The 20,142-nt window shown below is 50.2% G+C and carries 17 protein-coding genes and 1 tRNA gene; 14 read left to right on the plus strand and 4 right to left on the minus strand.

The window, feature by feature from the left end; genetic code table 11:
- The 7 genes from GX135_06805 to GX135_06835 form a co-directional block, all read left to right on the plus strand.
- The coding region (locus GX135_06805) for a DNA polymerase III subunit beta (protein NLN85793.1) at positions 1-492 on the plus strand (492 nt) is incomplete at its 5' end.
- Between the two features lie 3 nt (positions 493-495).
- Complete coding sequence (recF, locus tag GX135_06810; GenBank protein NLN85794.1) at positions 496-1,572, plus strand: DNA replication and repair protein RecF; 1,077 nt, start codon at positions 496-498, stop codon at positions 1,570-1,572.
- Positions 1,569-2,804, plus strand: a complete 1,236-nt coding sequence (locus GX135_06815; protein ID NLN85795.1) for an MFS transporter — start codon at positions 1,569-1,571, stop codon at positions 2,802-2,804. The genes recF and GX135_06815 overlap by 4 nt, the downstream gene beginning before the upstream one ends.
- A gap of 22 nt (positions 2,805-2,826) precedes the next feature.
- Entirely contained in the window at positions 2,827-4,608 is a 1,782-nt protein-coding gene (gene aspS / locus GX135_06820) for an aspartate--tRNA ligase (GenBank protein NLN85796.1), read from the plus strand.
- Positions 4,575-5,183 (plus strand): phosphoribosylglycinamide formyltransferase, encoded by a 609-nt coding sequence (locus GX135_06825; GenBank protein NLN85797.1) that lies wholly within the window; start codon positions 4,575-4,577, stop codon positions 5,181-5,183. Before aspS ends, GX135_06825 begins: the two co-directional genes overlap by 34 nt.
- Positions 5,180-6,466, plus strand: coding sequence for a tRNA (N(6)-L-threonylcarbamoyladenosine(37)-C(2))-methylthiotransferase MtaB (mtaB, locus tag GX135_06830; protein NLN85798.1), 1,287 nt, complete (start codon positions 5,180-5,182; stop codon positions 6,464-6,466). Before GX135_06825 ends, mtaB begins: the two co-directional genes overlap by 4 nt.
- A gap of 115 nt (positions 6,467-6,581) precedes the next feature.
- Positions 6,582-6,657 (plus strand) — tRNA-Phe (locus tag GX135_06835).
- 49 nt (positions 6,658-6,706) lie between these two features.
- On the opposite strand, the gene GX135_06840 is transcribed toward GX135_06835, so the two are convergent.
- Positions 6,707-7,141, minus strand: coding sequence for a hypothetical protein (locus tag GX135_06840; protein NLN85799.1), 435 nt, complete (start codon positions 7,139-7,141; stop codon positions 6,707-6,709).
- A gap of 219 nt (positions 7,142-7,360) precedes the next feature.
- Positions 7,361-8,254: a hypothetical protein gene (locus tag GX135_06845; protein ID NLN85800.1), complete on the minus strand. Its 894-nt coding sequence runs from the start codon at positions 8,252-8,254 to the stop codon at positions 7,361-7,363.
- A 411-nt stretch (positions 8,255-8,665) separates the two neighbouring features.
- Here GX135_06845 and GX135_06850 point away from each other — a divergent pair, with 411 nt between their 5' ends.
- Complete coding sequence (locus GX135_06850) at positions 8,666-9,139, plus strand: hypothetical protein (protein ID NLN85801.1); 474 nt, start codon at positions 8,666-8,668, stop codon at positions 9,137-9,139.
- 367 nt (positions 9,140-9,506) lie between these two features.
- Here GX135_06850 and GX135_06855 read toward each other — a convergent pair whose 3' ends face one another.
- A complete protein-coding gene (locus GX135_06855) occupies positions 9,507-9,800 on the minus strand; it encodes an HU family DNA-binding protein (protein ID NLN85802.1) in 294 nt (97 codons plus the stop codon).
- Between the two features lie 297 nt (positions 9,801-10,097).
- On the opposite strand from GX135_06855, the gene GX135_06860 reads away from it, so the two are divergent.
- From GX135_06860 to GX135_06875, 4 genes are all read left to right on the plus strand, one after another.
- The gene (locus tag GX135_06860; GenBank protein ID NLN85803.1) at positions 10,098-11,279 is read left to right on the plus strand and encodes a tetratricopeptide repeat protein; all 1,182 of its coding nucleotides are present in this window, start codon (positions 10,098-10,100) and stop codon (positions 11,277-11,279) included.
- 67 nt (positions 11,280-11,346) lie between these two features.
- Positions 11,347-11,799, plus strand: coding sequence for a translesion error-prone DNA polymerase V autoproteolytic subunit (umuD, locus tag GX135_06865; GenBank protein NLN85804.1), 453 nt, complete (start codon positions 11,347-11,349; stop codon positions 11,797-11,799).
- A gap of 4 nt (positions 11,800-11,803) precedes the next feature.
- Complete coding sequence (locus GX135_06870; GenBank protein NLN85805.1) at positions 11,804-15,052, plus strand: hypothetical protein; 3,249 nt, start codon at positions 11,804-11,806, stop codon at positions 15,050-15,052.
- The gene (locus GX135_06875) at positions 15,034-15,828 is read left to right on the plus strand and encodes a TSUP family transporter (GenBank protein ID NLN85806.1); all 795 of its coding nucleotides are present in this window, start codon (positions 15,034-15,036) and stop codon (positions 15,826-15,828) included. The genes GX135_06870 and GX135_06875 overlap by 19 nt, the downstream gene beginning before the upstream one ends.
- Before the next feature lie 66 nt (positions 15,829-15,894).
- On the opposite strand, the gene GX135_06880 is transcribed toward GX135_06875, so the two are convergent.
- Positions 15,895-17,349, minus strand: a complete 1,455-nt coding sequence (locus tag GX135_06880) for a catalase (protein NLN85807.1) — start codon at positions 17,347-17,349, stop codon at positions 15,895-15,897.
- A gap of 1,123 nt (positions 17,350-18,472) precedes the next feature.
- Here GX135_06880 and hrcA point away from each other — a divergent pair.
- Positions 18,473-19,531 carry a heat-inducible transcription repressor HrcA gene (gene hrcA, locus GX135_06885; protein ID NLN85808.1) on the plus strand — a complete coding sequence of 353 codons (1,059 nt, stop codon included), beginning with the start codon at positions 18,473-18,475 and terminating at the stop codon, positions 19,529-19,531.
- On the plus strand, positions 19,531-20,133 hold the full coding sequence (locus tag GX135_06890) for a nucleotide exchange factor GrpE (protein NLN85809.1): 603 nt from the start codon (positions 19,531-19,533) through the stop codon (positions 20,131-20,133). Before hrcA ends, GX135_06890 begins: the two co-directional genes overlap by 1 nt.
- Positions 20,134-20,142: the final 9 nt, after the last annotated feature.

The raw sequence follows: 20,142 nt of genomic DNA on the forward strand, positions 1-20,142 counted from the left end.
GACCCCTCCATCAAGGAACTGAAAGTGTTGATGGAACGCAGCAAGATTGTGTTGAGCTACGGTTCTTTCACCATTATTTCCAACATCATCGACCAAAAATATCCGGAATATCAAAAAGCTTTCATGGCAGACCTGCCGAACCAGGTGATTGTTTCCCGCAAGCGTTTGCTGGAATCCATCCGCCGTGTGGCTTTGGTGGCTCCCGAAGATAACAACCGCATCCGCTTCGAGATTAGCGCCGAAAATTTTGAGATTAACACCAGCAACCGCGACACCGGCGACGCCAAGGAATTTGTGGAAGAATATCAATACACGGGCGCGGAAACAGCGGTTTCCTTCAACTATCGCTTCATGGTTTCCATTTTGGATGTGATTGATACAGAAAAGGTTTGCATCAAGCTGGGCAGCCCCAAGGAACCGTTGATGATTTACAACGAGCCCCAGCCGGAAAATCAAAAAATCACCTTCCTTTTGATGCCGCTGCGGTCTTAACGATTGGTTCTGAAACAGCTTCATCTGGCGAATTTCCGCAACTACGCCACAGCCAGTTTTTGCCTGAATCCGGCGGGAAACCTGGTTATCGCGCCCAACGGATTTGGTAAAACCAATCTGCTGGAAGCGATTGCCTATTGCGGATTGGGAAAATCCGTGCGCTTCCATCGCGACGATGAAGTTTTGAAAAAAGGCAGCGATGAATTTGGGGTGAACGGAGATTTTCTGAACGATTCCGGCTTGGAACTGAAAATCCAGATTGCCTGGAGAGAGCGCAGGAAGTTTCTCAAAATCGATGGTGACCCCATACGTCAGCTCAGCAAGCTTTATGAACGCGTGAAAGTTGTGTATGCCGCGCCGGATGATACCATGCTGGTGGATGGTTCACCCAGCTCCAGACGCAAATATTTTGACCTCTGTGTTTCTCAAATTTATCCCGCTTACGTTGGATTATTGCGGGATTATCTGCACGTGGTTCAACAGCGAAACAGCCTCCTGAAAAACAGTTTTGCCCCCCTGGTGAAAAAAAGCTGGGACAGACGTTTTTGTGAATTGCTGTTGGAAGTGTTGGACTATCGAAATCGCTATTTGGCAGAGGTGAACAAAGCTTTGGCGCAGAGCTATCCCGAGGTTTTGGAGCCGGTTAAAAGCCTCCAGCTTGTTTATCGGCCTCAAACTCAGCAGGGCTATCCCGACAGCTTGGAAAAGATGGAAGAACTGGTGGCAAGCCTGGAACCCATGGAAAAAAACGCCCAGCGCGGGCTTTGCGGCGCCCACATCGATGATTATGAATTTTGCCTGAATGGATACAACCTGAAAACTTTCGGCTCACAGGGACAAAAACGGATTACAGTCATTGTTTTAAGGCTCATCCAGGCAGCCCTGATTGAGAATCTCACCGGCATCCGCCCCATCCTGCTTTTTGACGATGTTTTAGCGGAATTGGATGCCCCCAACGCGCGCCGGATTGCGGATTTCGTTGACCAGCGCTACCAGATTTTCATCGCCAGCCCACGTGAGGAACTTTCCGCGCAGTGGCCTGGCTTGGAACCCCTAAATTTTGAGGAGACAGCTTCATGAAACCATCCAAGTCAGCAGTTGGCTGGATGTTCTACGACTTTGCCAATTCATCTTTCGTAACCGTGATGGTCACGGTGGTTTTCAGCGTGTTTTTTTCCAAAAGCATCGCTGCGGGACGTCCCCAGGGTGGTGAATACTACTGGTCTTTGGCGATTTCCATCTCCATGACTTTGGCTGCAATCGCCGCTCCCATTTTGGGCGCGATGGCGGATTATTCCCGTTCCAAAAAGAAATTCCTGTTTGGTTTCACCTGGCTCACTGTTGCCGCCACCGCTCTGCTCTATTTTGCCGGCACGGGTGATTTTATTTTGGGAATGGTGCTTTTCATCATCGCCAACACCTCCTTCAACAGCGCGCTGGTTTTCTACGATGCATTTTTGCCGGAAGTGAGCACGCCGGAAACGATTGGAAAAATCTCTGGATATGGCTGGGGACTCGGCTACATCGGCGGTTTGGTGTCGTTGGCGGTGTCGCTTCCGCTGGTGAAAAACAATATCCGCTGGGTCTGGCCGATGATTGGGGCGCATATGTTCATCTTTTCCCTGCTCACATTTTTTATGCTGAAAGAAAAGAAGGGCGAGGTTCCCAAAACCAACTATTTCAAGGTGGCTTTCGAGCGTATCGCCTTCACCATGAAGCATTTGAAAAATATGCCCGACCTTTTGGGCTACCTCTTGAGCTATTTTTTCTATAACATTGGCATCTATACAGTTATCGCGTTTGCCGCCATCTATGGTGAAAGCCGTTTCCAGATGGGCGAGCAGAGCCTGATTATCTTTTTCATCCTGGCGCAACTGACATCCACGCTGGGCGCGGTGGTGTTCGGCTGGATTTCGGACAAATTCAATGTGCGTTTTTCGCTGAGTTTTTCCCTGCTGGTGTGGATTGGCGTGGTTGTCTGGGCGTTTTTCTGCGGCAGCGCCAAGGAATATTACGCGCTGGGATTTTTGGCAGGACTTGCCATCGGAAGCAGCCAGGCAAACAGCCGCACCATGCTTTCCATCCTTACTCCGCTGGACCGTCAGGCTGAGTTTTTTGGCTTTTACACCCTGGTGGGAAGGATTTCTTCTGTCATCGGCCCCTTCGTTTATGGGCAGGTTACCCTGATGAGCGGAAACCAAAGCTACGCCATCATTTCACTGGGTATTTTCTTCGTTTTGGGCTGGGTTTTGCTGCACCGGGTGAACCTCGAACGTGGCAAAGCTCTGGGAAAATCATACGTTTTCAAATGAATCAAATCAAGGTATAAAGAATATGTTGGACAACCTGGGAAACTTACAAAGAACCCACCTTTGCGGCCAGCTTGCCGCGCCTGATGCCGGAAAATCCGTCACGGTGATGGGTTGGGTGAACAAACGTCGTGATTTGGGCGGCCTGATTTTCATCGACCTGCGCGACGTGAGCGGATTGGTGCAGGTGGTGGTGCGTCCTGAAACAGCGGACGTTTTTGCCAAAGCGGAAAAGCTGCGCAATGAATATGTGGCAGCGTTCAGAGGAACCGTGGCACCGCGTGATGCTCATAACCTGAACCCAAACATGGCGACCGGCGCCATTGAAATCATTGCCACAGAGCTGGTTATCTTAAATGACAGCCAGCCGCTGCCCATCCAAACAACGGAATTGGCCATGGCGGATGAGGATTTGCGCCTGGAATATCGCTATCTGGATTTACGGCGCCCCGCCCTGCAAAAGATTATCCTGATGCGGCATCGGATTATCAAATCCATCCGGGATTTCCTCTGCGCGGAGGGTTTTTACGAAATCGAAACGCCCATCCTGATGAAAAGCACACCGGAAGGAGCGCGGGACTATCTCGTACCCAGCCGGGTTCAGCCGGGTAAATTTTACGCTTTGCCGCAATCCCCGCAAATGTTTAAACAGCTTCTGATGATTGGCGGTTTCGACCGCTATTTCCAAATTGCCAGATGTTTTCGTGACGAAGACCTGCGCGCAGACCGGCAGCCGGAATTCACCCAGTTGGATGTGGAAATGAGCTTTGCCACCCAGGAGCAGATTTACGAGCTTTTGGAGCGCATGTTTGCCACACTTTTCCAGGAAGTTTTGGAGATTGAGCTGCAGCTTCCCTTCCCGCGTTTGACATATCGTGAAGCGATGGAACGCTTTGGCTGTGACAAGCCAGACCTGCGTTTTGGGATGGAACTCTGTGACCTGAGCGAGAGCCTCAAAGATTCGCAGTTCCAAGTTTTCCGTGGCGCTCTGGACCAAAAAGGCGTGGTGAAGGCCGTTGCCATCCCCGGCGGAGCCGCATTCAGCCGCAAACAGCAGGATGAATTGGTGGAACTGGCAAAACATAACGGCGGCAAGGGTGTCGCATTTGCCAAAGTTGCTGAAAACGGCTTGGAAGCAGGCATCAGCAAGTTCCTCAGCGATGAGGAAGCCCAACAAATCATCGAACTCAGCCAAGCCCAGCCCGGCGACCTGCTTGCCATCGTGGCGGATTCATATAACATGGCTTCCAAAGTTTTGGCTGCCATCCGCAACGAAGTGGCTATCTGGCAGGGACTTATCCCCAAAGACAGCTATGCCTTCGCCTGGATTACGGATTTCCCGCTTTTTGAATACAACGAGGAAGAACAGCGCTGGGAACCCGCTCACCACATGTTTTCCCTGCCACGCGAGGAACACATCCCCTGGCTGGACGAGCCTGAAAAATATGGTCAAATCATTGGCCAGCTCTACGATTTGGTTTGCAACGGTATGGAGCTTTCCTCCGGCAGCATCCGCTGTCATCGCTTTGACCTGCAGAAAAAGATTTTCGACATCCTGGGATTCAGTGAGGAAGAGCTTCAGGAGCGTTTCGGCTTCTTTTTGGAAGCCTTGAAATATGGCACACCGCCACATGGAGGAATCGCTCCTGGAATCGACAGACTGGTGATGCTGATGACTGGCGCCCAATCCATCCGGGATGTGATTGCCTTCCCAAAAAGCTTGAAAGCGGCAGACCTGATGAGCGGCGCGCCATCCGAAATCTCGGATTTGCAATGGAACGAACTGCGCCTAAAACCTGGCAAATAGCGGTTTTGACCGGTGGAAAAGGCCGCGGCTCAAATCTGCGCGCCCTGCACCGGGTTTTTGAAGAAGAAGGCTGGCCCATAAAGATAGCCTTTGCAGTGGCTTGCCATCCCGAAGCGCCGGTGGTGCGGCTTTGCGCCGAACTGGGTATCCCCTGCCACGTTTTGGCTCAAAAAGAATCCGCTGCCCGGGAAAAGGCTTTGTTGGAGCTTTGTCTGCAGGAAAAGATTGATTTGATTGCCCTGGCGGGATATTTGAAGCTGCTTTCCCGCTCTTTTTTGGAGAGCGTCGGGGTGCCGGTTTTGAACATCCATCCAGCGCTGCTTCCGGCTTTTGGAGGCAAGGGTATGTATGGCTCGCGGGTGCATGAGGCTGTTTTTGAGGCCGGGGAAAAACATTCCGGCGCCACTGTGCATTTGGTTGACCCCATTTACGACCACGGAGAAATCGTGTTGCAGGACGAGACCGATATTTCCGCCTGCGCCTGTCCAGATGAAGTTGCGGCGCGGGTTTTGGAGGTGGAACACCGTCTTTACGCGCAGGCGATATACACTTTTTTGAGCCGGCTTTCAAAATGAAGCGGATTGCCATCGCCACCCTCGGCTGCAAAACCAACGCCTACGAATCTGCCGCCATTGCCGCGGGTTTTGAACAGGAAAAAGTTCAGCTTGTGCCCTTCAATTCGGAAGCGGATATTTATGTGATTAACACCTGCACTGTGACCGGACGCACCGATTTCAAAAGCCGCAATCTCATCCGTAAGGCTTTGGCACACAAAGAGAAAGACCCCAGGGTGAAAGTGGTCGTGACCGGCTGTTTTGCCCAGCGTGTTCCCCATGAAATCCGCGAGTTGGGAGACATCGACCTCATCGCCGACAACCAAAATAAAGCGGATATTGCTGTCCTGCTGGAAGATGCGGATTATGTTTTCCAAGATATCATGGCTTGCGAAAACTATCATCACCGTCCCGTGAAAGGAATGTTGGAACGCAGCCGCGCCTTCCAGAAAATTCAAGATGGCTGCGACTTTCGCTGTGCCTACTGCGCAGTGCCTTTGGGACGTGGAAACAGCCGCTCCGCCAGCTATGAAGACGTGGTGGGACAAGCCCGGATTTTTGCGCAAAACGGCTATCGTGAAATCGTGTTGGGCGGTGTGAACCTGGGGCTTTACAAGGATGGAAACCGCAATTTGGCAGACGTGGTGGAAGCCCTGCAAGAGATTGATGGGCTGGAGTTTATCCGCCTCAGTTCCATCGAGCCGGAGCTATTTCATCCCGATATTTTGCGCCGTGTCAGCCGCTGTGAAAAGCTCTGCCCCCATTTCCACATACCGCTCCAATCCGGCTCTGACAGCGTTCTGAAACGCATGGGCAGATCCTATGACGTGGCGGCATTCCAAAACCTCATCCATAGAATTTTGCAAAGCTTTCCCAACGCGGCGATTGGGCTGGATGTGATTGCTGGATTTCCCGGCGAAAGTGAAGCCGAATTTGAAGCCACCCTGCGTCTGCTTGAAAGCTTGGAACTGGCATACTTGCACGCCTTTACATTTTCCCGTCGACCAGGCACAGCCGCTTTTTCACTGCCGGGTCAAATCTCGAATCACGAAAAAAACCGCCGCGTGAATCTGCTCACCGAACTCAGCGAACAAAAAAAGCAGGGCTATATCCAAAAATTGGTCCAAAAGCGGATTGAGCTCCGCGCCGTGTGTGAAACCCTGTCAGACGGCTTGGCAAGCGGGCTTTCAGACCATTATATCCGTGTGTTTTCACCAGCTACGGTGGCTCCGGGGGAGCTGATTCGCGGCAGGGCGCTTCAAACACAGGATGAGGGAATCTTGCTGGAACCAGGCTCACTTTAAGGCAATATCCAAAATTCAAACCAATGAAAACCCCGTTTTTAAGCCGTTTCCGGCTGACCTGACGGATAAAAATCTTGACAAAATCCCGGCTTCGAAAGTTTATGCCTTCGCTTGTGGCGAGATAGCTCAGCCGGTAGAGCAGAGGCCTGAAAAGCCTTGTGTCCCCAGTTCGATTCTGGGTCTCGCCACCAGTATTTTAGCGCTTGTTCAAGGCGCTTTTTTTGTATGTGGAAAGTTCAGCTATTGTAAACAGCGACTGAGGGCTTTGAGGATTGCCAGCGCGAAAACAACCATCCCCCAGCTTGCGCCTTTGGGCAGTTTGATGGACTCGCCTGTTTTTTCATCCCGCTCGGGAAAAGTCCATTCCTCTTTTTCAGGCTTCGGGGCTGGCGGCGGCGCGCTCCTTGAGGATTCCGGCATCCCGCTGACTTCCTTGTGGAACACAATTTCTTCCTTTTTCATGTTCCTTCTGCGAGCCAACCCTTGGATAATAAAATAGATGAGCAGGGCAATCCCGATGGGGAGCAGAATCTGCAACCAGATGGGCATGCCTTCCTCCGCTGTTTGCGCTTCGGGAGTTTTTGCCGCCAAAACAGTATTGGTGAAACCCGCCGCCCAAAGACCAAATGTGAGCCAAATCCGTGAAAGTGATTGCCATCTTCCTGTATTTTTCATTTTAATCAAACCTCCATTTATCTTCCCTGTTGAATCCTCTACCCAGACATTCCGGAAATCCCATCCCCTGTATGTGTTTGCCGCATGAGGATAAACCATCTCTTTTGTCGTTCTGCCCGCTCCACCTTTGCTGCTGGACGGAACTGGTTTCTGTTTATCCCAAAAACAATTCTCAGCGCGGCCATGTTCGTTTTCTCCCAACAAGCCGCAGGTACAATCCTATTCTCCTACACTGCCAGTGCTGAAGCAGTTGATGATGGTGCCATCACTGGTTCCCACCAAGCTCCCGCAATAGTCTTCACCATCCACATTTCCACTGCTGAAGCAGTTGTGAATAGTTCCGCCATTTTCTCCCACCAAGCCGCCGACAAACCATTTCCCGTTCACATTGCCAGTGCTGTAACAGTTGCTAATGCTTTCCCAATTATTCCCGGCCAAGCCGCCAATAGCCCATTCCCCCTTCACATTGCCAGTGCTATAACAGTTACTAATGCTGTCCCGATTCCACCCGACCACGCCACCGGTAAATTCTTTTCCACTGACACTGCAAGTGCTGTAGCAATTGTTCATGGTGCCGTCATTATCTCCCACCAAACCACCGGTAGCACTTCTTCCAAAAACACTGCCTGTGATGTAGCAATTGCTGATGGCACCGAAATTTTCTCCCACCAAGCCACCTATATATACTTCCCCACTAACATTGACATCTTTGAGTCCCAGATTCTTGATTTGTCCTTCGGAATATCCAAATAATCCCTGAAAACTTTTATCCGGTCTGTTTATAAACAGGTTGGAAATGACCTTCCCGTCTCCGTTGTATTGACCATAAAACTTATAATTATTGGGATAACTGTCTCTTTCATCATAGCCGCAATATCCTATTGGCGCCCAGCCCTCTCTCTGGTTCCAAGGTGCCACACCTAAATCGATGTCCGCAGTTTGGATGAAATGTTTATCTTCATGGGATTCGCCCAAATAATTCCGTACTTTGTCCAACTGTTTTGCGGTAGACACCTGCCAGGGGTCGGACTCGGTGCCCGAACCACCCGCAAACTGGGCAAAACTAATGCCCAGCACAATGCAAAAACTAAAAACCAAAATCCATGTTTTCATGGTTCCTCCAGTTTCTGGTGGTTTTGTCATCCATCGATTCAAGATTTACCATACAAACATCCCGCTTCCGTCTGGAGCGGCCTGTCTGAATTATTAAAACGATGGCAAACATATATTTGTTCCTATTGGGAATGAGTGCCGGATAATGTCAAGCTCAAATCCTGCGATGTAGACGTCAGTCCCGACAGCTTGCTGGTCAAAACAAAACCTAAAACCGTCAATCCTCTTGACAAAATGCAGGGTGCTCTTTTGATGATTTGAATAATACAATGCTTCAAAGATAAAAACTGGACAAGTGCTTGATAATCTTGAGACTTTCCGCGTCTTCGTGAACGAAAATCGAACGCAAAACCGATTTTTCAGAAGGATATATCTTTTATAATAATTAAATGATTCACAAAGGAGTGAGTTATGAAAAAAATACTCGTATTGGGAATGTTGACAGCAATGTTGTTGCTGACTGGATGCGCCACCATGTTCACAGGCTCGACAGATACTGTCCTAATCGACAGTACACCCAGCGCCTCTTATACTGTCAAAAACAGAAGTGGCCTTCCGATTGCCACCGGTAAAACACCAGATACCTTGGTCTTAAAAAGAAATGATAGCTACGTTATTGAGATAAAACTGGAAGGTTATCAGACAAAAACTTTGCCAATTGTTCAAGAATTCAATCCAGCCAGTATATTGAATTTTGGAAATGTTTTATTTTGGGGTATTGATTATCTCACAGGCGGGCTATTTCATTTGTTCCCAAGAGCCGTTAATGTCACGTTGGAAGTGGCAGTTGTCGAAGTTGACAACGGTGCTGTTGCGCATGTGAATATGTATCAGGATAACAATCTTATAGCCACCAATTCTGCTGAATTATCGCCATTGGAATAGAAAGAGATACGGTTCAATTAACTAATATTTTGAGCCATAGTCTATAATTTGGACCCCGCTGCTCGAGACCAAGGAAATCGGCGGGGTCCAGTTTTTTTAAGCCCATAAACTGTTGCCTCCTGGGTTTTTACCGACTTGTCACAAAGTCTTGGTATCACAGAATAATAAAAAACCCGCTTAGTCCCAAAGCTTTGTCTAACTTATAATTACCTTTTCAAACATAAGGAAGACATAAGGGGGCAAGAGGGCAAGGTCTGATTAACCCAGCTAATCTCAGCCTTTCACGTCACCCTGAATACATCCTCCAAAATTCCAGCCAAACAAAAAAGGCGGGATGTTTTCCCGCCTCTTTTTAGAATGTTAAGTGTTATTTTTTCTTTTTCTTGGGTTTCATCACAGCTTCTTTGAGGTTTTTGCCTGCTTTGAAAACAGGGACATTGCGAGCCGCGATCTTGAGAGGTGTTTGGTTCTTGGGGTTGATTCCATTACGGGCTTTACGATGTACAACGCTGAAGGAACCAAAACCAACCAGCGACACTTTTTCGCCTTTCTGGAGAGCGAGGGTGATGCCCTCAATCATGGATTTGAGTGCAATGCCGGCTGTCTTTTGGGAAATTCCGGCATCTTCTGCGATCTTTTTGATCAAATCATCTCTGCTCATGTTACCTCCTTAGGTTTTGAATTTGAAGAGTAAGAGATAATACAAGGCTTATAAATTCACGGGTTGGATATTCTGTCAACAAAAAAATGTCGATTTTACAGTGACTTAGCTACTTTTTTTTCACAGCCCTGAACAGCGAATATGGCTAAGCCATTGGTATATATAGAATAAGACATTTGACTTAAAATATCGAAAAAAATCAATAAAAACCCCCTTTTCCATGCCCTGCTGCTTTTTACATTGACAAAATAAGCCGCTTTGAGTTATGGATTTCTCTAAAATTTATAAGGAGAAATCATGAAAAAAACAGCTTATCTGTCGGTCTTGTTGCTGGCACTGTTTTTGGCAATGGCTGCCTGCAGCGCAAACAAAAAGATCGAGATTCCCGAAGAACCAGAACCCACGGCTTTGGAGCTGGCGGACATGGCATCCCTGGAAGCGTCAGACGCTTTCGAAGATGAGGATTTTCATGGCGCGCTCGAGCTCTTTAACCAAGCCAAGGATTACTACATACAGGCTCAACCCCTTGCGGTGCCCACTGATTCTGTGGACGTAAAAATCGAAAAAACCCAGATTAACATCGCTGTAACCTACATGCGCATGGCAAATGAAAGCGTGCAGGCGGAATTCCATTCCGACGCCATCGACGAATTTGAAAGCGCGGCAAACATCTATAAAAGCCTCACACCGCTCACGATGACCGCGCAGGAACGCGATGAATTCGTCTCTTACCTCTATCAAAACCTCGCCGTGACCGCCCAAAACGCCTCCCACTTCGAACAGGCTCTGGGCTATTACGACAACGTTTTGCATTATGAGCCTGGAAACGCCGACGTCCTGATGTCAAAATACAGCATCCTGAAAAACGACATCCACGACCAGGTTCGAGCCTACAAGGTTTTGGCAGACTATGCCGAAGCTTCCCAAGACCCCAACGCCTACATCGTTTTGGCAAACGCCTACCAGGATGATGGTGACAACAACACCGCCGCCGTCTATTATGAACAGGCCATGAATTTGGGCAAAAACGTCGATGTTTACACCCGCGCGGCGGATTTTTATCGTAACATCAAGAACTACACCAAATCAAACGAAATCCTGAACAAACTGGTGGACATTGCTCCGGACAACGCCAGCAAAGCCCTCGCCTACCGGATTATGGCAGACAACTATGACAAGCTGAAAAACAACAGCAAAAAGGTTGAATTCTACGACAAAGCTTTGAACCTTGAGCCAAATGCCGACGTGGCGCTGATTCTGGCGAACCACTGGAACCAAAACAAAAGCTGGGACAAGGTGATAACCTACGCCACCAAAGTCATCAACATTGATTCATCCAAAGCCGCCGCCTTCCTTCTGCGCGGCAATGCCTATTTGATGAAAAAGAACAACGCCGCCGCTAAAACCGACCTCCAACGCATCCAAAACGACCCCAATTACGGCAAAAGCGCGACTGAACTCCTCAAAAAGATAAAATAACATTTCCATAAAAGGCAGTCAGCCGTCTTGCGAGGCGGTTGGCTGCCCATTTTTATAAAGAGATTCCATGGCGCAGAAAAAGATAAAATCCGACGGCTCGGTGAAAGCCATCTACCGCTACACACCGGGCGAACCGCTGGAGCGACCCCTAATCGGACTCAAGGTTCCAGCGGGTTTTCCCTCCCCGGCTTCAGACTTTCTGGAAGGGACGATGGATTTGAACGAATACCTGATAAAACACCCTTCCGCCACCTTTTTCGCGCGGGTGGGAGGGGATTCCATGGAAGGAATCGGCATCTATCCAGACGATATTGTAATCGTGGACAGGGCTGTGGAAGGCACGAACAACAAGGTGGTTCTGGCAATTTACGACGGAGAATTCACCATCAAAAGGCTACACGTGGAAAATGGGGAATTTTGGCTGCTCTCCGAAAACGAAGCCTATCCGCCCATCCACATCGATGACAAACTGGATTTCAGCGTGTGGGGCGTTGTGACTGCCGTCATCCGCAAGCTTTGAACGCGTGCGCCGTTTTGCCCTTTTCCTGGCTCTGCTAATCCTGCCCCTGGCCGCGTTGGCTGGTTTGGATTTGTTGGTGGAGCAAACCCTGACGCTTTTTCCCGACCAATTTGAATATGAAATTGCGAACCATCCGCTGATTGTTGGCTCGGAGCTGGTTTTCGCTGATAGCCTCGCTCTGCGTCCAAGTCTTGATTATAGGATGGATTACCGCGCCGGAAAACTCATCCTGCTGCGTTTCCCCGAAACTGAATACCTGAAAATCAGCGCTCTTTTGGTTCCTCCAGAACTCACCACACCCAGGTTTACCTATCAGGAATTCGAGCCTGTGGACAGCCTTTTCCAAAGCATAAAACCCCGCTCCGGCAGCTTCATTCCCGATGATGGAAAACTGCTCATCTCCGGCGCCAAAACCTTTGCCATTTCCTTTTCAGACGAAAGCTCCTTCGACCTCAAACAATCCCTGTTCGTGAATCTGGATGGCGAACTGGGAAAAAATGTCAATATCGCCGCCAGGCTCTCCGACAGCCAATCAAAACTCGCTCCCGAAGGCGATTCCAAGGAACTGAGCAGCCTGGACAAGGTTTTTATCCGGGTTTACGGACGCCAATATGAAATCGCCATGGGTGATTTGGATTGGGATTTCATAGGAACCCGCTACATCAATTTCCACGCCAATATCGAAGGCCTGAACGCCTGGTGGCGCCAAAACCACTTCGTTCAAGCCGGTTACACCGCCTCCTCTGGAAAACCCGCCAGCCAGCAAATTCGGGTCATTGAAGGCAAACAAGGCCCCTACCGCCTGAATCCCACAGGCTTTCAAAGCAGTTGCCTGGTCATCGCCGGCAGCGAAAGCATCTACCAAAATGGAAAGCTTTTGGAACGCGGAACGGACTATTACATCGACTATTCCGATGGCTCCGTCATGTTCAGAACCCTCGTGGTTTCCACAGACCTCATCAACGCCTGGTATCAATATTCAGATGAATACTACCGCCAATCCACCCTGTTCAATTCCTCCAGCTTCCAGATTTTGCCCGGCCTCCAGCTTTCCCACCACTTCATCTGGCAGGCCGACGCCAAAAACAACCCCCTGCTCCACGATTTCAGCCCTGCCGACCTCGATTCTCTCAGCCTGGCAGGAGACCGTGTGGTTTGGGGCAGCGGTATAAACGAGGTGGAACCCGGCTTTGGCGAATACATTTTGAAGGAAGGCATCGATGGCGTCCAGTTTTTTGAATACAATCCCGGAGCTCCCGACGCCGCCTACAACCTCACTTTCAGCTTCGTGGGTCTCGGAAACGGCGATTATGAGGAGTTTTCCAGCGGGAAATTCCGCTATGTGGGCACCGAAATGGGCTCCTGGCTGCCCCAAAAGAGACTGGTTCCACCCCTCCAGCGTTCCAATATCGACCTCGCTTTGGACTATGAAAAAGGCTTGCTGGAACTGGGTTTGGAAGGCCTTTTCAGCGCCAACGACAAAAACACACTTTCCACCCTGGACGACGCGGACAACCTCAGCGGAATCCTCAATGCCCACGCCAAACTGAAAACCGGGGAAACAGGCTCGGAAAGCTGGCTGGGATTGGATTTTGAAAAACGCTGGACCGACCTTTTCCTCTTTGGTCAGGAAGCCGGATATGAGGAGGAATATGACCTCTCCCTGCTTGCTCCGGCTGATTCTCTGGACCAGTGGCGGCTGGATTTCAGTCTGGGTTCCCAAGCCCTGAATTGGTGGAAACCCCGGCTCCTGGCTCGTTACAGCCATATTCCCGGCGTTCAAACCCAGAAAATGCTGCGTCTGGCCTCTCAAAGCAAGGGAAAAAGCCTGCTTCCCTTTCTTGACCTGCGTTCCACCCTGGCTTGGCAAAATCCCGTCGCTGAAAGCCCTTCCAGCTTGATGCAATATCACGACCTCGGCGCCGGCTGGGAACTGGGACAGTTTAAAGCCAAGCTGCTTTTGAACCACAACAGCCTCAAACACTCCCTGCCCCAAAGCTCGGACAGCCGCTATCAGCGTCTCAATCCCCAATTCAGCTTCAGCAGTCCCAAAAAAAACCATGTCTCTCAGTTCAGCTACACCGTTGATGCCTCCAGCCGCTGGAACCAAGGTTGGACACCTTCCACATCCTCCCAAACCTATGCTTTAAAACACAGCAGTTCCACCCTCGACCACAATTTAAATGTCGATTTCACCCACAGACACACCAGCTCCGATGGCATCAAAAACAGCTACAACCTCGCTTCCCTGCGAAATTCCCACTACTTTTGGAAACAAGCCGTGATGCTGATGGGAAATTACCAACTGAACCAAACCGAATTCTTCCCCCGCATCCGCGAACTGGAATACATCGGTCACGGTCTGGGACTTTACGACAGCACAGGAGTTTACACCCCTGATGGCGATTGGGATTGGACCTACATCACCAGCGAAAAAGGAACCCTCAGCTCCGAAGTCAACGGCCAGCTCAGCCTCTACCTCAAACCCGGAAACTACTTTCCAAAGCTCAAACGCCTGCGCGCGGACACCATCCTCCAGGCTTCGCTTCAGGATTCGCTGATGATGGGCTGGCAACCCTGGCTCCTCACGCCCCAGGCGATGTTTGAAAGCCCCAGCGCCATCTACGCCAATCGCCGCGCCTCCCAAACCCTCTGGCTGGACATCCTTCCCGGCAGGGTTGTGGGCAGTCTGAGCGCGCAATTCAACCGCAATCAAGACAACCGCTATCAAAGCCAGGCCCACACCTCGGAAAGGCTGCTCTCGGCGGAAACCGACCTTAAAAACATGGCGGGCAACAACTTCAAGCTCAGCTATGCCAACAGCCGCGAAGAGGATTCCCGCTATCAATCCCTGGTGAACAAAAACGATTTCCAAATTTACACCCAAAGAAATTTCGGCAGCCACAACACCGGGCTTTTGACCCTCGGCGGCAGCTTGGAACAGGGTTTCGCGCTCCAAAGCGGGGATGAGTATCGCCTGCAAAGCTTCGGAATTGAACCCGGCTACCGGGGAATTTGGGGAAAAACCGCCCGCGCCTCCGCTTCCTTCGGTTTTCGTCACAACCGCCGTGAAGGCAGCGATTTCCTCACCTTCCTGCCCGAAAAAAGAGGCGGAATTCTGCTGAATTGGACGCTCTCAGCGGTTTACCGGCTCAACAGCTTCAGCTCCGCCAGCTTTGAATACCGCGGAAACCTCTACCCCCAGCAAGGCCTGAAACACACGCTCAAGCTGGAATTCAAAGCGGAATTATGACCCCGCTTGGGATAGCCTGGCAAAATTTCGCCTTCATCCTGCCCTTCATTTTTTTGGCGGGGCTGGTGGATGCCATTGCCGGCGGTGGCGGCTTAATTTCGCTCCCAGCCTATGTTGCGGCGGGTCTGCCCATGCACTCCGCGCTCGCCACAAACAAGTTTTCTTCCAGCTTCGGAACCGTTTTCAGCGTTGTTCGCTACAGGCGCGCGGGGATGATTGACCTCCCTTTGGCGCTCACCGGCGCGGCTCTGGCGCTGCTGGGTTCCCATCTTGGCAGCTCTGTCGCCCTGCGCAGTTCCCCGCTTTTTTTGCAAAAACTGCTTTTGGCGGCGATTCCCCTCATCGCCATCCTCACCCTCATCAAAAAAGATTTCGGCGTTCAAAACCGTTCCGACGAGCTGAAAACGGGGGTAAAACTCGGTTTGGGCGCTCTTGCCGGGCTGTTAATCGGCTTTTGGGACGGCTTTTTCGGACCGGGAAAGGGAATCTTCCTCATTCTCGCCTTCACCCTGATGCTCAGATATGACCTCGTGACTGCCAACGCCAACGCCAAAGTCGTGAACCTCGCTTCCAACCTCGCCGCGCTCGCCACCTTCCTCTGGGCGGGAAAAGTTTGGCTAACGCTTGCCATCCCCGCCGCCCTTTTTGGAATCGCCGGAAACCTGTTGGGTTCAAAGCTGGTCATAAAAAATGGAAACCGCGTCGTCCGTCCTTTTTTCATCCTTGCGCTGCTGCTGCTTTTGGGCAGAATCGTCTGGGACCTGCTGAAAACCTGAATCCATCCCCAAACCATAGAAAAAGCCCGGGGCTTAATCCGGGCTATCTGACTCATTAACTGAGGTTTATTCCACTTCACTCATGGGGATGTTCAAAACCTCCGCCATGCCTTTTCCATATTCCGGGTCAACCTTCAGGCAGCTCTGGATATGTTTGATTTTAATCTCCCTGGGAGTGTCTCCCATGTGTCTGGCGGTATTTTCAAACAAAACCTTTTGCTGTTCTTTGCTCATCAGTTGAAACAGTTTGCGGGGCTGGGTGTAATAGTCCTCATCCTCGCGGTGGTCCCAATGGTCAGCGGGGCTTTCAATCGCCATGGGCGGTTCCTTGAATTCCGGCTGTTCATCCCATTCGCCAAAGCTGTTTGGATTGTAATGCAATAAGCCGCCGTGATTTCCATCCACTCTCATGGCGCCGTCACGATGATAGCTGTGGGCATCGTTTTTGGGTTTATTCACCGGAATCTGGTGGTGATTGATTCCCAGGCGATAGCGTTGGGCGTCGCCATAGGAGAAAAGCCTTGCCTGCAACAGTCTGTCGGGTGAAAATCCAATTCCCGGAACGATGTTCGCCGGCGCGAAAGCCGCCTGTTCCACATCTTGGAAATAGTTTTCGGGGTTGCGGTTCAATTCCATCTCGCCCACTTCAATCAGCGGGAAATCCTTTTTATACCACACTTTGGTGATGTCGAAGGGGTTATAGGGCAGCTTTTCCGCCTCTTCCTCCGTCATGACCTGGATAAAAAGCTTCCATTTTGGGAAATTTCCCTTTTCGATATTGTCAAATAAATCGCGCTGGTGGCTTTCTCTGTCCTTGGCGATGATGGCCTCGGATTCCTCATCCGTCAGGGTTTTGATTCCCTGCTGGCAAACCCAGTGAAATTTCACCCAGGTTTTTGTGTTTTCGGCGTTGAACATGGCGAAAGTATGGCTTCCGAAACCGTGCATATGCCTGTAGGAATATGGGATTCCCCTGTCGCTCATGGTGATGGTTATCTGATGAATCGCTTCCGGCAGTCCCGTCCAATAGTCCCAGTTGTTTGTGGCGCTGCGGAGGTTGGTTTTGGGGTCGCGTTTCACGGCGTGATTCAGGTCTGGAAACTTCAGCGGGTCTCTCATGAAAAAGACCGGAGTGTTGTTGCCAACGAGGTCCCAGTTACCTTCCTCGGTATAAAATTTCACGGCAAAACCGCGAATATCCCTTTCGGCGTCTGCCGCGCCTCTTTCACCCGCGACGGTGGAAAACCGGGCGAAAATATCCGTTTTCTTGCCGATTTTCTCAAAAAGTTTTGCCTTGGTATATTTGGTGATGTCGTGGGTCACGGTGAAGGTTCCAAAAGCACCGGAACCCTTTGCGTGCATACGCCTTTCGGGAATCACTTCCCGGTCGAAATGAGCCAGTTTTTCAACCAGCCAAATATCCTGCAACAGGATGGGGCCTCGTTTTCCAGCGGTTAAAACGTTTTGGTTATCAACCACCGGCATTCCGGAAACGGTTGTCAGTTTCTTCTTTTTAGACATTTTGTCGCTCCTTTAGATGTCAATTTTTTTGTCCTACTTGGGGTGCGAAGCCATCAGATTAAGCATCCGCAGACAGCGCAATGCAAACCGATTCCAACAGTCTTTCCGGGGTTCCAAAAAGGTTATATCACGCGCCTGATTCGCTTTATCACTCGCTTCACTTAAATCCCATTCTGAACTATTTTTCAGATAACATAACCCAAACAGCCATCCAGACAAACGGATACGTTGACCAGGCGGCGGTGGTCGCTGCTCCGGATTTTCCTAAAAAAAGATGACTGGGGGACTGGGATAGTGTTCGGTTTTCAGTGATGAGTTGCCAGTGTTTTCAGCGTCTTGCGCGGGGGAACGTTAAAACGCCCCTTAGGCTGAAATCCTGTCCCGACGCGTCAATCCGAGAAACGAGGAATGACGGGTCGGCTCGGGTTTGGGTGTGTATTTACATAACTTGGGTGGTCGGAGGCACATTTTTATTGCCTTGGCCTGGATTCTTCGCTACGCTCAGAATGACGGACTTGTTCGGGGTTATATGCTGGTTGGCGGAGGTGGGCGGTTGGTAGAACATTGTGCCAGATGAATCTGGCACCTACGACCGGATGAATCCGGTGTTCCAACTCGCTATTCCGCAGTTAGTTAGCAACCTTTTTGAACCCTAAAACGTTAAGACGCAAAACCCTAAAACGTAATCCCTTTTTCATCTTCATCATCCTGTGCATCCCTAATCTATTAAGAATCACGGGCTGGATTCTTCGCTGACGCTCAGAATGACGCGCAGCGGAACGATAAAACCCCACAACCCTAAAATCAGCGTTATCGGCATAATCTGCGTGACACCCCAAAACGATAAAACGTTAAAACGCTACAACCCAAGAATAATCCCTTTTTCATCCTCATCATCCTGTGCATCCCTAATCTATTCAAATAAAAAATCGGCGTAATCGGCGTGACACTTTATCAGCGCAATCTGCGTGAACCAAAATCCCCGACCATCTGCGGGAGCCACCCCGCCGCGAAACTTAGCAGTCTCACTTTTCGATTGACAATTATCGGCTTTCGATTAGCTTGTCCATAAATTAGCAGTTCGGTTGCCCGATTGCTAAAATAAAAGGAGACCACAAATAGCATGAGCAAAATAAAGATGAGGATGGATGCTGCTTTGACTGCCCTCATCGATGAATATATCGAGCATAATGAGCCGGTGTCGTCCCGAGCTTTGAACGAAAAATATCTGCAGGATGTCAGCTCCGCAACCCTGCGCCTGGATTTGATGAAGCTGGAAAAACAGAATTTAATCCGCCAGCCACACACTTCCGCCGGGCGGGTTCCCACCATACAGGGCTATCGTTGCTACCTGCGTCTCATCGAAGCTGACCACGCCAAAACCAGCTTTGAGAACATGGACCGTTTGCGCGACTTGCTCATCCAAAACTATCGCGATACACCGCTCGCTTTGCACTATATCATGTTAATGCTGGCAAAAGAAACCGACCAACTGAGCTTTGTGGCAGAGCCAGAGGTCTCCGGCGGCTATCTTTCCAAGCTGGAGGTGTTTGCCATCGGCAACGGAAAATACATCTTTGTGATGAGCCTGGATTCAGGTTTGGACAAAACCGTGGTGATGAAGCTGGAACAAAGCTTCACGGACGCCCAATTGCGCAGTTTGGTGCGCTATTTGAACGATGAACTTGCCGGACTGCGCATCTATGACATCGCGAACCGCGTTTTGATTGAAATGCGCGAAAACATGCACCGGGACAACCCCATGGTGAGCGCTTTTTTAAGAGAGCTGCACCGCGCATTTGTTGACCTGAGTGGGTTTTACATAAATTATGACGGGAGCATCAACTTTTTGGAACAGCCCGAATTTGACAGCAAAACCAATATCCTCAATTTCATGAACCTGTTGCAGAGGCAGGACACCATCCTGAACCTGATGCGTTCCCACGGCTCCGGCGGTGGGGTGAAAGTGTTGATGGGAGAGGATTTCAATGTTTCCCAATGGGAGGATTTTTGCCTCATTTTCAGCCGCTACGAAGTTTTTGGCATCCCTGGTTATCTGGGTGTGGCAGCCCCGCTGCGCACAAACTATCGCAAGCTTATCCCGCTCATCCGGGATATTACCCAAACCATCACCCAAACCACGCGCGAGGGCATGGTGGTTCCCAAAAGGAAGGATTTTTGATGACGAAAAAGACGAAAGACAGTCAGGAAAAAGAAGTGCAAACACCTGAAGTGGAAGTGGATAAGACCGCCGAGGAAAAGCTGGCGGATTTGGAGATTGAAATCGCCGAAATGAACGATAAATATCTGCGCGTGATGGCGGAATTTGAGAACTTTCGCCGCCGCAGTATCGCCGAAAAAAGCGATTGGATTAAGATGGCAACCCAGGATTTGGCGCTGAAAATCTGCGATGTGGCGGATAATTTTGAACGCGCCCTGGAACACGTTGAAAATCTTGAAGACCCCTTCGTGAAAGGCATGGTTCAAATCGACCAGCAATTGCGCGGGGTTTTGGAGCGTGAAGGCGTGAAGAAAATCGAAGCGCTGGGCGAAGCTTTTGACCCCGCTTTCCATGACGCTTTGGCGCATATCCCCAGCGACCACGATGAAAACACAGTTGCCGCCATCATCCAAAATGGCTACACAATGCACGATAAAGTGATTCGCGCCGCCAGAGTGGCAGTCTCATCCGGTCCCTGCGAAGATATTCAGGAAGAGCCGGATGAACCCGAAAAAGAAGAAAAAGGGACCGCTAAAGGCCCCATCAATATAGAAATAAAATAAGTACCATGG

This window comes from Candidatus Cloacimonadota bacterium, from assembly GCA_012522635.1.
Lineage (GTDB): Bacteria > Cloacimonadota > Cloacimonadia > Cloacimonadales > Cloacimonadaceae > Syntrophosphaera.

Coding starts and splice junctions, on each gene's coding strand:
- GX135_06815 (NLN85795.1), top strand. CDS start 1,569: ATGAAACCATCCAAGTCAGCAGTTGGCTGGATGTTCTACGACTTTGCC.
- aspS (NLN85796.1), top strand. CDS start 2,827: ATGTTGGACAACCTGGGAAACTTACAAAGAACCCACCTTTGCGGCCAG.
- GX135_06825 (NLN85797.1), top strand. CDS start 4,575: ATGGAACGAACTGCGCCTAAAACCTGGCAAATAGCGGTTTTGACCGGT.
- mtaB (NLN85798.1), top strand. CDS start 5,180: ATGAAGCGGATTGCCATCGCCACCCTCGGCTGCAAAACCAACGCCTAC.
- GX135_06840 (NLN85799.1), bottom strand. CDS start 7,141: ATGAAAAATACAGGAAGATGGCAATCACTTTCACGGATTTGGCTCACA.
- GX135_06845 (NLN85800.1), bottom strand. CDS start 8,254: ATGAAAACATGGATTTTGGTTTTTAGTTTTTGCATTGTGCTGGGCATT.
- GX135_06850 (NLN85801.1), top strand. CDS start 8,666: ATGAAAAAAATACTCGTATTGGGAATGTTGACAGCAATGTTGTTGCTG.
- GX135_06855 (NLN85802.1), bottom strand. CDS start 9,800: ATGAGCAGAGATGATTTGATCAAAAAGATCGCAGAAGATGCCGGAATT.
- GX135_06860 (NLN85803.1), top strand. CDS start 10,098: ATGAAAAAAACAGCTTATCTGTCGGTCTTGTTGCTGGCACTGTTTTTG.
- umuD (NLN85804.1), top strand. CDS start 11,347: ATGGCGCAGAAAAAGATAAAATCCGACGGCTCGGTGAAAGCCATCTAC.
- GX135_06880 (NLN85807.1), bottom strand. CDS start 17,349: ATGTCTAAAAAGAAGAAACTGACAACCGTTTCCGGAATGCCGGTGGTT.
- hrcA (NLN85808.1), top strand. CDS start 18,473: ATGAGCAAAATAAAGATGAGGATGGATGCTGCTTTGACTGCCCTCATC.
- GX135_06890 (NLN85809.1), top strand. CDS start 19,531: ATGACGAAAAAGACGAAAGACAGTCAGGAAAAAGAAGTGCAAACACCT.